Below are 14,979 nucleotides of genomic sequence, written 5' to 3'. Positions count from 1 at the left end.
TAACTAGATAAGTTGATGCGCGGGCGGTGTTTGACCCACGCGCTGCACGATTCCCTGGTTGACCAGCTCGCGAACCCTCCGGTAATGAAGGGGGTCGTAGCTGAAACTGTCCATGGCGAGGCTGCCGCCGGAGCCGTTCGTATCGATGAGCGCCAGCACCTCTTCGCGACCGGCCAGCTTGGCCAGGAGCGAGAGAGCCCGGTGGTCCCACATGGCCTGGGCGAACACCTTGTAACGGATCGACTCCCACGGCACCCCGTCCGGTCCCGGGTAGACCAGGAAGGCATCGCCGCCCGGGAAGGCGCCTCCGGCACACGTGTCCTTGAACGGGTCCACGGGCGCCAACGAATGGGCCGAGTTATAGAAGTTGAATCCCCAATGCAGGAACCCCGCACATTCCAGGGCGAAGAGATGATGACCCAACACCCTGTTTCGCACCGAGGGCATGGAAATGAACCGGTTGGCAACGCCGGTGTCCTGGGCGACGCAGTAATAGACCCACAGGTCCTTCACTCCGGCGGCCAGGAACGGCGCCACGGCGTCGCTTGCCACCACGGGATTCGGCACGGCCCCACTGCGATAGAACTCAAAGTCGCTCAGGGCATCAACCACCGTCAGCCCGTCCAGGAGATCCGCAACGACGCCCTTTGCCCGTTGGTACCCCGCCAGGGCCTCGGCGCCCTCCGGTTCATCGGATATGTGGAAAATGACCCGGTCAAGCGACCAATGCTCCGCCAGGAAGGAACGCAGGGCCGGCAGCAGCTCGGCCATGAGCTCGCGGTACGAGGACGACGTCGCCGTTACGTCCCAGCCGAACCGCCGCTCCAGGCATTCCGCGGTTTCGACATAGATCGCCGGAGTCGCTTTGGCCCCCCATTGGGTAAACAAGTGGGCGATTTCCAGGTACTCGATGCCGTGTTTGGCGCAAAGGCCAACCCAGCGCTCCAGCTTGCTGAAATCAAAGTGGTAGCCGGAATCATCGCGGATCCCGATCAGTTGGGTGGCCAGCCGCGTTCCCCCGATGGCCGTGTCCAGCGGAGGCGTCCACGTGGGTGTCAGCAGCGAGTTGGCGCCCATCCTTGCCGCGGACCCCATGAAGGCATCGATGATCGACCAATGTTGCTCACTGAAGACCTCGACGCCGTAATGGCTCGCCAGGCCGTCGCAGTGGAACCAGTGGGCGTTCACGATCTCCAGTTCCGGGGCGTGGGCATGCACCACAGTGACGCAGAGGTGGGTGGCGAAGAGCGTGTTGCCTTCCGCGTCCCGTACCGAGATCCCGAGTTCATGCTCACCGGCGTTCTCCGCGGATGGCACCACGAAGTCGATCCATGCGGAGGTCCATTGCCCGTAGAAGGGCTTGATCATCCCGTCCGGGGCTGGCCGCAATAAGTCCGGATACAGTCCGGGGGTGTCCCGGTCGTAACCGGCATCATGCTCCGGGAATGCCGCCAATAAACACGGCACCAACTCAACTTGAGAAATGGAGGTAAATCCTGCCGCCGGACCGTCGACTGAGACTTCCAACGCACCCGACAGCCGGAAGTCGTGCTTCATGGGCGGCCGGAGGGCCACCTGGACCGAGGCGGTCTCGCCGGGGAAAACGGACATCGGAATGGTCCTGTCGAACGGCCGGGGTGGAGCGTCCGGGTAGACCTTTTCCAGGGCATCCACGAGCACGAACGACCAACCGTCTTCCGGGGCCGGGTTCTGTTCCGTCAAGGCTGCGGTCCTTTCCTAAGTGAGGCTCTACGTGGGTCTCTACGTGGGTGTCCACGTGAGTCTCTACTTGAGTCCGGAGCGGCCGATGCCCGCCATGACACGCTTCTGCATGAGCAGGAACATGATCAGGATCGGCGCCATGGCCATGAGCGATGCCGCCATGAGGATCGGGTAATTGTTGGCGTGCTCACCCTGGAGGTTCGAAAGCCCGACGCTCAACGGTGCGGCGTTCGCCGTCGACGTCACCACCAAAGGCCACAAGAGGTCATTCCAGGACCACAGCACAGTGATGATGACGAGGGCCCACAGGCCGTTGGCCGCGAGTGGCAGCATGACCCGGAAGAAGATCTGGAACGGATTGGCGCCGTCGAGCCGTGCCGCGTCTTCGAGTTCGTCCGGGAGCCCCATGAAGAACTGGCGCATCAGGAACAGGCCGAAAGCGCTGAAGATGCCCGGAGCCACGATGCCGGCAATGCTGTTCAGCCACCCCAGGTTTTGGATGATCTGGTACTGCGGGATCAGGAACAACTGGGACGGCACCATGATGATCGACAAGACGACGGCCAGGATGAGCCCTTTGAAGCGGAACTGCATCCGCGCGAAGGCGTAGCCCGCCATCGAGCAGAGGAGCACTTGCCCGATCACCCGGATCACGGTGATTGCTACTGTCACCCAGAGCTGTGAACCGAAATTCATGGAGGTGAAGACGTCCACGAAGTTGTGCCATTGGACGACACTGGGCCACAGCATGGGCGGCGTGCTTTGGACTTCTGCGTTCGTCGAAAGCGACATGACGATCTGGTACAGGAGCGGCGAGATCATGGCCAAACCGCCAATGCCCAGTACACAATGTGCCAGCACGTTCGAGCCTTGCTTGCCGCCTTTGGCGCCGCCTCGGCTCTTGCCGTTGCTGCCCTTGGTGCCGCGGCTTGAGGGTCCCGGTGGTTTGCCCCCGGCGCGAGAGGGGCTGAATGCAGCTGTTCCGCTCTGCCGCGATTCGACGCCGCTTTTTGTTGAGAGCATCGATTCAGACATAGTTGACCCACCTCTTCTGGATGCGGAATTGGAAAGCGGTCAGAAGAGCGATGATCAGCAGGATCAAGATGCCGATGGCTGCCGCATAGCCCTTGTCGTTCTGCAGGAAGGCCTGGTTGTAGAAGATGTACACGAGGCTTTGCGTCTGCGGCATGGCCAGGTTCGCTTTCCCCATCATCACGTACAGCAGATCGAACAGCTGGAAACCGCTGATCACGGTGACGATCGTGACGAAGAAGATGCTGGGCGTCAACAACGGAACGGTAATGCTGAAGAACTGGCGGACCCGGCTGGCCCCGTCCATCTCCGCGGCTTCGAAGAGCTCCCGCGGAATCTCGCGCAGTCCCGCGCTGATGATGATGAGGTTGAATCCCAGCGACATCCAAAGCCCCACGGTAGCCACGGCAAGCAGCGCGAACCCCGGCGTCGATGTCCAGTAGGGGCCCTGGATCCCGAACAAGCCCAGGAACCAGTTGATGGGTCCGAAGTCACCGTTGTAGATCAACCTCCATACGATCCCGACGGCGGCCGGCATGGTGATGTAGGGAATGAAGTACAGCGTCCGGTACAGGGCCGCGAAGCGCAGGCCGGGACGCTCGATCAAGGACGCAAGGATGACCGCGATGGGAATTCCCAGCAGCACGACCACCGTGTAGACCAGCGTATTGACGATTGAATGCGGAATGGTGGAATCCGCGAACATCCGCACATAGTTGTCCAGGCCGATGAACTTGGTTCCGCCGAAGACTCCCCACTTGGTGAAGCTGTAGTAGAACGTCTGGACGATCGGCCAAAGGTAGAACACGCCGATGCCCGCGACAGTAGGCACCACGAACAACCACGGCCACCAGCCATCCGATTTCGATTTTCCTTTGCGGCGATGCCCCGCTGGTAGGGCTGCACGGACGCCCTTGGCTACCGGCGTCAGGGTCTGGGCTTTCATGATTCTTTGGCCAGGGCGGCATTCATCTGGCTGGCAAGGTCCTTTGCGACGTCGGCAACCGGCTTGGTCCCGGCGAACGCCTGCGGCAGCAGGGTGTTCTCGAGTTCGTTCCAGGCGGCTGTATTGGCCGACGCCGGGTAGGGCGAGGCATCCTTGGCCAGGTCAAGGAATACGCTGAGGTCAACGGAGGGAACAGACTTTACCCAGGCGTCCTGGGTGCCGTTGAAGGCCGGGATGACGGTTCCCGTTTCCGCCTGGATCTTGGCAGCATCCTGGGTTCCCAGGAAGGCCACGAATGCCTGCGCCGCGGCAGGGTTCTTCGCATTGGCGGGAATCACGTTGGCAAGTCCGTGGATCACGCTCTGGTTGCTCTTCGGCCCCTTCGGGAGGCTGACAATGCCCAGATCGTCACCGAGTGCCTTTTGGGCTGGCCCGACGGTCCAGGAACCGTCCATGGTCATAGCCAATTTCCTGGACGTGAACATGTCGCTCGAGGACGTGTCCGTCAATTGCTGCATCGAGGGTGAAACCCCGGACTCGATCAGGTCGCGCCAGAACTGGAGGCCGGCGATTGATCCGGCGGAGTCGTATCCGGACTTCTTGCCGTCGGTCGAGATGATGGTCCCGCCGGCTTCAATCATCGTGTTGTAGTAGCTGGTCTGGCCACCCGTGAGGTCGCCGGCATAGCCGTAGATGCCTTTGCCCTGGTAGAACTTGGATAGTTTCGCGCCGGCGGATTTCACGTCGTCCCACGTCCAGGTGGACGTCGGTTCGGACACGCCGGCCTCCTTGAAGAGGGCCTTGTTGTAGAAGAGCGCACTGGTGTCGAAGTCCTTGGGGACCCCGTAGAACGCCCCGTTGACGGTGTACAAATCCACGAGTGCCTTGGGGTAATTGGCCGTGTCCACTGCTTTGCCGGACACCAGGCCGTCCAGGGACAACAGCTGGTTGTTTTGCGCGTAAAGCTTGATGTGCGGGCCGTTCATCCAGAAAACGTCCGGAAGGGTGTTGCTGCTTGCCTGGGTTTGGATCTTCGTCCAGTAGGCCGAGCCCTTGGACGGCGTGACGTCGATGGTGACTTTGATGTTCGGGTATTGCTTGTTGAATTCGGTCACGATCTTCTGCATCGCGGGCTTTTGCGCAGCGTCCCAGATGGCGTAGCTCAGCTCCGCGCTCAGGTCCTTCGCGGGAGCAGCGTAGGCGGCCTTGGCTGCGCTACCCCCTGCGGCACTGTTCCCGCCGCAAGCAGCGAGCGAAACGACGGCAGCACCGGCAGCCGCAAAGGAAAGGAATGACCTGCGGGTCACGTTGTGGTTCATAAGAATTCTCCGATGTCTTGGTCAGAAGACCGACGGTCCTTCGGGGCGGGCCCGCATTCGGCGAACAGCCAACCCAACTGGTGTTGTGCAGTTGATCACATCATGTTAATCGTTTAAAGGCAAGATTTCGAATGATCTTTTCTTAACTTTTTCGGGCACAAAACGTCACCAAAGTGCATGGAGGGCGGTTAGAGCGATCACCGGGCGCATGCCTCGACCTGCCAAAGGGACAGCCCCGGCTCACGCCGGGAGCGTCGGGTTTCTCATCGGAGAGTCGGATTCACGCCGAGGGCGCAGAGTCCCTCACGATGAGCTTCCACGGGAATTCCAGAATGCCGGCAGGCACATCGGGATTCTCTGCGCGGTCGAGCAGGAATGCGGCCAAGCCATCGAAAAAGCCCTCAGGACCAACGGTGGTCAACGACGGCGTCATGCGCTCGCCTTCCGTGGTGTTGCCGATCCCGATCACTTCGACGTCTTCCGGAATGCGGAGTTGCAGGCGTTGGGCCGCATGGATGGCTGCGATCGCGGCGAAGTCGGTGGTCGCATAGATCGCGGTCGGTCGGTCCGCACGCTGCAGGAGCCGAAACGCTGCGTCGAACGCGCTGAGTCCGTCGCGGTCATACGCCTCGACGTAGTCGTCCCGGTACTCCAAACCAGCCTTGGCAAGGCCGCGGGTGTAGGCACCCAAGCGGATGTCCAGGGTGCTCATCGACGGTGCCGATGAGATCAGGCAAGCCACGCGGCGGTGCCGCGCGGTGAGGTGCTCCACTGCCAGATCGCACGACGAACCAACCACCGGCCGCACGACGTCGAATCCCTCAGGTTCCATGGTGTCGCTGAAGACCACCAGGCGCTGCAACCTTGCCGCCTGTGCCAGCAGTTCGACATCGCCGGGCTCGTCGGCGCCGTCGATGAATGTCACGTCCGCGTTTTGCCGTTTGAGGGCCACCCGCCAGTCGGTATCGGCCAGGATCATCGGCGTAATGCCTCGTCGGGCCGCAGCCGTACCAACAGCGCGGCTCACATCCAATGCCCACGGATCCGAGATCATGGTGAGCGACAACATGAGCAGGTTCGTTCGTCCGGTGCGGATTGCCCGTGCCGATTGGTTGGGGCGATATCCGAGGGCGAGGGCAGCCTCTTGAACCCGAAGCACGGTAGCGGGGGCCACCCCGGAACCGCTCCTGCTGCCGTCTTTGCCGCTCCTGCCTGAAAGCACATAGGACACGGTCGCCGTCGAGACCCCGGCTGCCGCCGCCACGGACTTGATCGTGGGGCGCATTCGTCTCCTTCGTGGCTAAGCCGCCGGACCACGGGCGTGGTGCGCGGTAGTAGCATCATAGCTAGACGAGCGGGCGCAGGGTCAGCTCGAACAGCGTTCAGGAAGAGACGCTCCCGTAGCCCAACCGCCGTCCGCCATCACTGAGCCCAGCAGGCAAGGTACCTCCGATAATGCGTGTGGCCGTGACTGTGGTGCCGCTCTTCGTGCCGGAGACTGCTACAGTGTCGCCCGTCTTCAGGTCGGTGGCCTTGATGGTTTGGGGCGATGGCCGCCGGCCTTGCGTGCCCGTTCCGGAAGCGGGGAGCTTGACGATGGTGGTCGACGATGTGATCGCGTAGCTCTGCGTGAAGCCGTCATCGCTCTTGACGGAAATGCTCGAATCGCTGACGGACTGCACGGTGCCTCGCTGCGACACGAGCGTCGTGTAGCTGCCGTCCTTGTTCTTGACCGTGAACTCGCCGTGGATCCCCGGACCTGCGATGCCGCGGGGAAGCACGGGGAACGGCCTGGCCTTGCCGGGCGACGGCGTGGCGGGCGACGTAGCCCCGGGCGACGGCGTGGCGGGCGACGCCGTACTTGTCGGCGTCGCGCTTACCACGTACGTGGGGATGATCTGGCCGGCAGCCCAGACTGCGGCCACACCACCGCCGCTCAAGACGACGGCAATACCGCCGGCGATGAGGGCCTTACGAACCCCCGGAGTCATGGTGGACATGGCCGAATCCTTTCTCCGCTCCTCCCCGGGCCGGTAAGGGGCGGGCAGCAAAGAACTGATGACTCCATGATGACGCTTGAAGCTGTGTGGGGGCTGTGGATCCAGACACAACTGAGTCGCAGTTGTTGTCGTTTTGACGGCTCAGAACGACATTAACTGCGACCCAGTTGGGTGAGGCGCGGGTTGGGCCCACGCCGCCCGGGTTCCCTGGCCGAGCGAAGCGAGGTCAGGGAGGCGGCGGGGATCAGCCTTCGACGCCGAGCCGCTCCAGGATCAGCTGCTTGACGCGTCCCGCGTCGGCCTGCCCTCGGGTGGCCTTCATGACTCCGCCGACGATCGCACCGATGGCCTGAAGCTTGCCGCCGCGGATCTTCTCCGCAACGTCGGGCTGGGCCGCCAGTGCGGCGTCGATCGCTTCCAGCAGGGGGCCGTCGTCGGACACGACCGCGAGGCCGCGCTTCTCCACGATCTCGGCCGGGGTGCCCTCGCCGGCGAGGACGCCGTCGAGCACCTGGGAAGCCATCTTGTTGTTGATCTTGCCGCCCTCGACGAGCTTGTTGAGCTCCACGATGGTTTCCGGCGTGACGCCGAGTTCGGAAGGATCGACGTCGGCCGTCTTGGCGCGTCCGACGATCTCGCCCATCCACCACTTGCGGGCCACGGAGGCGCTGGCACCGGCGGCGATGGTCTCCTCGATGGAGTCCATGACGCCGGCGTTCACGACGTCGCGGAACTCGAGGTCCGAATAGCCCCAGTCGGCCTGGAGCCGCTTGCGGCGCGCCGCGGGCGGCTCGGGCAGCGTGGCGCGGAGTTCTTCGACCCATTCGCGGGATGCCAGGACCGGAACGAGGTCCGGCTCCGGGAAGTAGCGGTAGTCGTCGGCGTCGGACTTGGCCCGGCCCGACGTCGTCGTGCGCGTGTCCTCGTGCCAGTGGCGCGTTTCCTGGATGACCGGCTCGCCGGAGTCCAGGACCGCTGCGTGGCGCTGGATTTCGTAACGGACGGCGTGCTCGACGGCGCGCAGCGAGTTCACGTTCTTCGTTTCGGAACGGATGCCGAAACGTTCGCGGCCGTGCGGGCGCAGCGAGACGTTGGCGTCGCAGCGGACGTTGCCGCGTTCCATCTTGGCGTCGGAAACGCCGAGGTTCTTGACGATTTCGCGTACTGCGGCCACGTAGGCCTTGGCGAGCTCAGGTGCCCGGCTACCCGCGCCCTCGATCGGTTTGGTGACGATTTCGACGAGCGGAACACCGGAACGGTTGTAGTCCACCAACGAATAGTCGGCGCCCTGGATGCGACCCGTGGCGCCACCCATGTGGGTCAGCTTGCCGGCGTCCTCCTCCATGTGCGCGCGCTCGATCTCGACGCGGAACACAGTGCCGTCCGAGAGCTCGATGTCCAGGTAGCCGTCGTACGCGATGGGCTCGTCGTACTGGGACGTCTGGAAGTTCTTCGGGGTGTCCGGGTAGAAGTAGTTCTTCCGGGCGAAGCGGCAGGACTCGGCGATCTTGCAGTTCAGGGCAAGGCCGATCTTGATGGAAGACTCTACCGCCGTTTTGTTCACCACGGGCAGGACGCCGGGCATGCCAAGGTCAACCTCGTTGACGTTGGTGTTCGGCTCGTCGCCGAAGACATTCGGAGCGGAGGAGAACATCTTGGTCTTGGTGTTGAGCTCCACGTGGACCTCGAAGCCAAGGACGGGGTCGTACTTCTCCATGGCCTCTTCGAAGCTGAGGATGGCGTCGGTAGACATCAGTTGGAACCTCCGGCGGTGTTGAATGCGGTACCGAGACCTGCGTTTTTCAATTCAGGTGCCTTCGCCAACAGCGGGCCACCCCACTTCTCTTCAAGCAAGGATTCAAGGACAGCGCCCACGCGGTACAGGCGGGCGTCCTCGCGGGCAGGCGCCAGCAGCTGGATGCCTACGGGCAGGCCGTCTTCGTCGGCCAGGCCGCCAGGCAGGGACAAGCCCGGGATACCGGCCATGTTCGCCGGGATGGTGGCGACGTCGTTGAGGTACATGGCCAGCGGATCGTCCAGCTTCTCCCCCAGCTTGAAGGCCGTCGTGGGAGCCGTCGGCGAAATCAGGACGTCGGCCTGCGCGAACGCGGCGTCGAAGTCGCGCTGGATCAGCGTGCGGACCTTCTGCGCCGAACCGTAGTAGGCGTCGTAGTAGCCGGCGCTCAGGGCGTAGGTGCCCAGGATGATGCGGCGCTTGACCTCATCGCCGAAACCGGCGGCGCGAGTGGCACCCATGACACGTTCGATCGTCATGGGACCGTCCTTGGGCAGGACACGCAAGCCGTAGCGGACGCCGTCGAACTTGGCCAGGTTGCTCGAAACCTCGGACGGCATGATCAGGTAGTAGGCGCCCAGCGCGTACTTGAAGTTGGGGCAGGAAACCTCGACGATTTCCGCGCCGGCCTCCTTGAGCAGCTCAAGGGACTCGTTGAAACGGTTCTCGACGCCGGCCTGGTAGCCCTCGCCGTGGAGTTCCTTGACGATGCCGACCTTCATGCCGGTGACGTTGCCCGTCTTGGCTGCGGCAACGAGCGTGTCGAAGGGGTCCGTCAGCGAGGTGGAGTCGAAGGGGTCGTGTCCACCGATGACTTCCTGCAGCAGGGCCGAGTCCAGCACGGTCCGCGAAACCGGGCCGATCTGGTCCAGCGACGACGCCATGGCAATGGCGCCGTAGCGGGAAACGGCACCGTAGGTGGGCTTCATGCCGACCGTGCCGGTGACGGCGCCAGGCTGGCGGATGGATCCGCCGGTGTCCGTGCCGAGGGCCAGCGGAGCTTCGAAGGCCGCGACGGCGGCCGCGGAGCCACCGCCCGAGCCGCCGGGGATGCGGTCCAGGTCCCACGGGTTGCGGGTGGGGCCGTACGCCGAGTGTTCCGTGGAGGAACCCATGGCGAATTCGTCCAGGTTGGTCTTGCCCAGGATGGGCATCTTCGCTGCGCGCAGCTTCTTGATGACGGTGGCGTCGTAGGGGCTGTGCCAGCCCTCGAGGATCTTGGAGCCGGCCGTGGTGGGCTGGCCGATGGTGACGATGAGGTCCTTGACGGCGATGGGTACGCCGGCGAGTTCGTGCAGCGCTTCGGCTTCGGCACCTCCGGCGGCGCGTATCGCGTCCACCTCGGCGGCTACGGCGAGCGCCTCTTCAGCGTTGACGTGCAGGAATGCGTTGACTTGCCCGTCAACGTCGGCAATCCGGTCCAGGTACGCCTGGGTGACCTCGACGGACGTGACCTCGCGCGCGGCCAGCTTGGCGGCCAGCTGAGCCGCGGACAAGCGGATGAGTTCGGAGTTGTTCAATTCAGTCATTCGCTTAGTCCTCATCCAGGATTGCCGGAACCTTGAAGCGGCCCTCGAAGGAATCCGGAGCCCCGGACAGCGCCTGTTCGGCCGTGAACGTGTGGCCCACAACGTCTTCGCGGAACACGTTGTTCAACGGAATCGGGTGGGACGTAGCCGGGACATCGTCCCCGGCGGCTTCGCTGACGGACTTCACCGAATCGACGATGACGGCGAGCTCGCCCGCCATCCTGTCCAGCTCTTCGGCACTCATTTCAATGTGAGCCAGACGCGCAAGATGCGCGACGTCGTCACGGTTGATCGCAGCCATGGATCTCCCCTGCAAAGTTCAAATGGTTTTCCGGACTAGTCTACGTGGGTTGGACGACGAACAACGCGGGGTCACTTACGGCCCATCCGGAGGTCCCGAATGGGCCGCAAGTGACCCCGCGTTGCTGGGTGCTTTGTTACCCGATGCCGATGGCCCCCGTCAGCATGCCCACTGCGAGCATGACGACCGAGATGACCGCTGTGCGCCACAGGACCTTCTTGTGGTGGTCGCCCAGTTCCACCCTGGCAAGCGAGACGAGCAACAGGATCGCGGGGACCAAGGGGCTCTGGAGGTGGAAAGGCTGGCCGGTGATGGAGGCCCGGGCCATTTCCGCGCCGCTGATGCCGTAGTGCGCGGCGGTTTCACTCAGGACCGGCAGGACGCCGAAGTAGAAGGCGTCGTTGCTCATGAAGAACGTCATGGGGATGCTGAGCAGGCCGGTGATGACGCCCATGAACGGACCCATCTCGGCGGGGATGATGTGGACCAGCCACGCGGACATTTCCTTGACCATGCCCGTGCCGTTGAGGACACCCGTGAGGACAGCCGCCGCCATGACCATGCTGACCACGGCCACGATGGACGGTGCGTGGGCCACCAACTGCGCGCCTTGTTCCTTGACCTTCGGGAAGTTCACCAGCAGGGCAATCGCGGAACCCACCATGAAGACGTAGGGCAGCGGCACAAGGTTGGCCACGAGCATGACCATCACGGCGACGGTGAGGCCGAGGTTGAACCAGAAGAGCTTCGGGCGCAGGGTCTTGCGGTGGGGATCGAGTGCGGTGTCGGTCAAGCCGATGTCGGCGAGGTCAACCAAGGTTTCGGTGCGTTCCAGGACCTCGACGCCGGAGCCTCCGCCGGTCCCGCCGCGGCCCGAGGATCCGGTGCCGGTACCGCCGCGGTTCGTGCCGCCGTCGAACACGTCCCCTGCGTCGGCGACGTCGCCCCAGATCTCGGGAGCGGTGGCGCGGAGGCGGTTGCGTTCCTGCAGGCCCAAGAGCCAGGAGAACACGAAGACGACGACGAGGCCGGCGATGAGGGACGGGACCATCGGAACAAACACGTCGTTGACGTCGATCTTGAGGGCAGTGGCCGCACGGGCAGTGGGACCACCCCACGGCAGGATGTTCATGGTGCCGTTGGCGAGGCCGGCCACACAGGTCAGGACCACGGGGCTCATCTTCAAACGGAGGTAGACAGGCAGCATCGCCGCGGTGGTGAGGATGAAGGTGGTGGAGCCGTCGCCGTCGAGCGATACAGCGGCCGCGAGGATGGCAGTGCCCAGGACCACTTTGGCGGGGTCGTTGCCCAGCTTGCGGAGAATGAACTTCACCAACGGGTCGAACAGTCCGACGTCGATCATGAGTCCGAAGTAAACGATCGCGAACATCAGGAGTGCGGCCGTGGACGTCATGGACTTCATCGAATCCATAACCATTGGCCCGATGCCAAGACCGGCACCGGCAAACAGGCCGAAGATGGTGGGAACGATGATCAGCGCCAGAACGGGCGTCAACTTCTTTGTCATGATCAGGATCATGAACACCGCAATCATTGCGAATCCAAGCAATACCAGCACAGCCGGCTCCTTACTACAGTGAACGGCATCACGTCGATGTGATGCGCGATACAGAACCTATAGTGGCGACGCTCACAGCAAGGCGTTTGTGGGATTTGATGGACATACTGCTGATTGAGAGCATTTTGCTCATTGTGCTCAATGCTTCAATGGAGAGGTAGACGTAGAAGTACAGCGCCGCTGCTGCCCAGCTCCAGCCGGCCAATCCCCGCCGGAAGGAGGCAGCATGCCCAGGCTTGCCCTGCGGTTCTCGACGCAGACCCTGCTCTTGCAACTGGGGGTCGTTCTCTTGGTCGTGCTGCTTAGCGGCACCGTGCATGCGTGGCTCGTCTATGGGCGGATCGGCACGGAGGCGGAAAACCAGGCGCTGACTTTGGCACGCACCGTGGCTTCGGATCCCGCGCTCCGTTCCCAGGTCCAAGCCATCAGCAACGAGCCGGGAACGCCGCCTCCCGCAGTGCTCGCGGCCGGCCCCATCCAGGCTGCTGCCGAGGCTGCCAGGAGCCGCACTGGTGCTTTGTTCGTGGTGGTCACCGACGAGACCGGCTTGCGGCTTGCCCACCCGGACTTGGTCCGGCTGGGCGAACGGGTCAGCACGGATCCCTCGGATGCGCTGTCGGGGAAGGAAGTCACCACCCGGAACACAGGCACTCTGGGACCATCCGCAGGTGCCAAGGTCCCGGTCTTCGCTCCGGGTTCCGCAGGGACAGGTTCCGCAGCCACGGTGGTGGGCGAAGTCAGTGTGGGCTATTCGATGGAGTCGCTCAGCCAGAGCCTTGCCAAGGACATCGTCCCGATTGCCGTGACCGCGGCAGGCTCCCTGGTTGCCGGGGTTCTGGCGTCATTCCTCCTCCGCCGCCGTTTGCAGCGCCTGACGCTGGGCCTCGAACCCGAAGAAATCAGCACCCTGGTTCATGACCAGGTTGCCGTGCTTCAAGGAGTGGACGACGGCGTGATCGGCATTTCCGCCGATGGCCGCATCACGGTCTTCAATGCCGCGGCCAGGCGGCTGCTCGGCATGCCGGAAGGCGCGGTAACTCCCGGCTCCCCTGCCGCGGCGGGCTCGGACTGGTCCGGCACGGACTTGGCGGGCACCGATTGGGAGAATGCCCCCGTCCCCGCGCAGCTCAAAGCCCTCACGCAACCCTCTGCGCACGACGCCGAAGCCGTGGAAATCGTCGCGGGCGGGCGGGTCTTGGTTGCCAACGCCCGCAAGGCGCTGCACCGCAAAGAGGATCTCGGCTGGGTGGTCATGCTCAGGGACCGTACCGAGCTGCAGCAGCTGACGCGCCAGCTCGACGCCGTGGGCACCATGTCCGCCGCCCTCCGGGCCCAGCGCCACGAATTCGCGAACCAGCTCCATACGATCGCCGGATTCATGAGCATCGGCCAGCACGGCCAGGCCAAGGACTACCTCGCCAGGATCTCCGCCACCGGCCCCCTGAAGTTTCCCGTGCAGCAAGCCGAACTCCTCCAGGATCCCTATCTGCAGGCGTTCGTCGGCGCGAAGAGCGTGGAAGCGGACGAGCGAGGGGTGGCGTTGCGGATCGGCCCGGAGACGCTGGTGCGGGAGCACGTCACCGAGCCACAGGACGTCACCACCGTGCTTGGCAACCTGATCGACAACGCCGTCAATGCCGCCGTCGCCGGCTCTTCGACGCAACGCTGGGTGGAGCTTGAGCTGCTCGACGAATCAGGGCCCGACGGCGGCACGCTGCACATCGTCGTCGCGGACTCCGGCGACGGCCTCGGCGGTGTCGAGCCCGAAAGGGTTTTCGTGGAGGGGTTCACGACGGCGGAACCCGCCGAAGGCGTCATCGCCAGGGCAGGCGGGCAGGGACTCGGGCTCGCGCTGGTCCGGCAACTCGCCCGGCGTCGCGGTGGCGACGTGCGCGTCCTGGACCCCGGCTCGTCCGGCGGCCCGGGCGCCGTCTTCATGGCCACGATGCCGGGGGTTACCGGCAAGCCGGGCGATGCCTCATTGGCAGAATCCTCCGCAGCAGCCGAACCACCCGCAGCTGAACGCAAGGAAGGACACCAATGAGCGAAGACTTCAGGGTGTTGATTGTGGATGACGATTTCCACGTCGCCAAGCTCCATGCCGCCTACGTGGACTCCGTGGCCGGTTTCCTGGCCCTGGCCCCGGTGGGTTCGACCGCGCAGGCACTGCAGTCCGTGCATAGCCTTCGGCCGGACCTCGTGTTGCTGGATGTCTACCTGCCGGACGGTTCGGGCCTGGATCTCCTGGGGCAACTCGATGTGGATGCCATGATGCTGACCGCGGCTTCCGACGCCGTGTCCATCAGGACAGCCCTCCGGCGGGGTGCCTTGGCATACCTGCTCAAACCGTTCACCGCCGAATCGCTGTCGCAGCAATTGCGCTCCTATGCCAGATACCGGCGGATCCTGGGCCGGCAGCATGCGGTGGACCAGGACACAATCGAACGGGCCAAGCGGGCGCTCGTCGCGGGGGACGTGGCGCCGTCGGGAAAGCCGCGATCGGCGACCGAAGCATCGGTACTGGAATCCTTGGCGCCGGGGGAACAATACTCGGCCACGGAAGTAGCGGAACGGGTGGGCGTCTCACGCGCCACGGCGCAACGGTACCTGTCCTCGCTGGCCGACGACGGCGCCGTCGAAATCCAACTGCGCTACGGCAGCACCGGCCGCCCGGAACACCGCTACGGCGTCCCCGCGCGACTCTCCCCCAACTGACTCGCCCACCCAAGTAGTTCCCACCCAACTGACTCGCAGTA

At 63.9% G+C, this 14,979-nt stretch carries 12 protein-coding genes; 2 read left to right on the top strand and 10 right to left on the bottom strand.

All coding sequences use genetic code 11. The features are described 5' to 3' along the window. Positions 1 to 3 precede the first annotated feature (3 nt). The 10 genes from AC3WJU_RS14905 to AC3WJU_RS14860 form a co-directional block, all read right to left on the bottom strand. Entirely contained in the window at positions 4 to 1,722 is a 1,719-nt protein-coding gene (locus AC3WJU_RS14905) for a DUF4091 domain-containing protein (RefSeq protein WP_492260218.1), read from the bottom strand. Between the two features lie 63 nt (positions 1,723 to 1,785). Continuing rightward, positions 1,786 to 2,757, bottom strand: a complete 972-nt coding sequence (locus tag AC3WJU_RS14900) for a carbohydrate ABC transporter permease (RefSeq protein WP_492260217.1) — start codon at positions 2,755 to 2,757, stop codon at positions 1,786 to 1,788. Further along, on the bottom strand, positions 2,750 to 3,700 hold the full coding sequence (locus tag AC3WJU_RS14895; RefSeq protein ID WP_084784370.1) for a carbohydrate ABC transporter permease: 951 nt from the start codon (positions 3,698 to 3,700) through the stop codon (positions 2,750 to 2,752). The genes AC3WJU_RS14900 and AC3WJU_RS14895 overlap by 8 nt, the downstream gene beginning before the upstream one ends. Then, a complete protein-coding gene (locus AC3WJU_RS14890; protein WP_306961326.1) occupies positions 3,697 to 5,019 on the bottom strand; it encodes an extracellular solute-binding protein in 1,323 nt (440 codons plus the stop codon). The genes AC3WJU_RS14895 and AC3WJU_RS14890 overlap by 4 nt, the downstream gene beginning before the upstream one ends. 280 nt (positions 5,020 to 5,299) lie before the next feature. Further along, complete coding sequence (locus AC3WJU_RS14885; protein WP_306961324.1) at positions 5,300 to 6,304, bottom strand: LacI family DNA-binding transcriptional regulator; 1,005 nt, start codon at positions 6,302 to 6,304, stop codon at positions 5,300 to 5,302. A gap of 97 nt (positions 6,305 to 6,401) precedes the next feature. Further along, positions 6,402 to 7,019 (bottom strand): DUF5666 domain-containing protein, encoded by a 618-nt coding sequence (locus tag AC3WJU_RS14880; protein ID WP_492260216.1) that lies wholly within the window; start codon positions 7,017 to 7,019, stop codon positions 6,402 to 6,404. A 244-nt stretch (positions 7,020 to 7,263) separates the two neighbouring features. Then, on the bottom strand, positions 7,264 to 8,772 hold the full coding sequence (gene gatB, locus AC3WJU_RS14875) for an Asp-tRNA(Asn)/Glu-tRNA(Gln) amidotransferase subunit GatB (protein WP_284989768.1): 1,509 nt from the start codon (positions 8,770 to 8,772) through the stop codon (positions 7,264 to 7,266). Further along, positions 8,772 to 10,343: an Asp-tRNA(Asn)/Glu-tRNA(Gln) amidotransferase subunit GatA gene (gatA, locus tag AC3WJU_RS14870; RefSeq protein WP_492260215.1), complete on the bottom strand. Its 1,572-nt coding sequence runs from the start codon at positions 10,341 to 10,343 to the stop codon at positions 8,772 to 8,774. Before gatA ends, gatB begins: the two co-directional genes overlap by 1 nt. A gap of 4 nt (positions 10,344 to 10,347) precedes the next feature. Further along, positions 10,348 to 10,644: an Asp-tRNA(Asn)/Glu-tRNA(Gln) amidotransferase subunit GatC gene (gene gatC, locus AC3WJU_RS14865; protein ID WP_184736130.1), complete on the bottom strand. Its 297-nt coding sequence runs from the start codon at positions 10,642 to 10,644 to the stop codon at positions 10,348 to 10,350. Positions 10,645 to 10,780: 136 nt separating this feature from the next. Then, positions 10,781 to 12,223: a CitMHS family transporter gene (locus AC3WJU_RS14860; protein ID WP_492260214.1), complete on the bottom strand. Its 1,443-nt coding sequence runs from the start codon at positions 12,221 to 12,223 to the stop codon at positions 10,781 to 10,783. A gap of 226 nt (positions 12,224 to 12,449) precedes the next feature. Between AC3WJU_RS14860 and AC3WJU_RS14855 the strand changes: the two genes are divergently transcribed. Next, the gene (locus AC3WJU_RS14855) at positions 12,450 to 14,267 is read left to right on the top strand and encodes a sensor histidine kinase (RefSeq protein ID WP_492260213.1); all 1,818 of its coding nucleotides are present in this window, start codon (positions 12,450 to 12,452) and stop codon (positions 14,265 to 14,267) included. After that, positions 14,264 to 14,938, top strand: coding sequence for a response regulator (locus tag AC3WJU_RS14850; RefSeq protein ID WP_306961313.1), 675 nt, complete (start codon positions 14,264 to 14,266; stop codon positions 14,936 to 14,938). The genes AC3WJU_RS14855 and AC3WJU_RS14850 overlap by 4 nt, the downstream gene beginning before the upstream one ends. Positions 14,939 to 14,979: the final 41 nt, after the last annotated feature.

The sequence above is a fragment of the Arthrobacter sp. FW306-1B-F12A genome (assembly GCF_058781865.1).
This window is presented reverse-complemented; position numbering and strand designations above follow the sequence as displayed.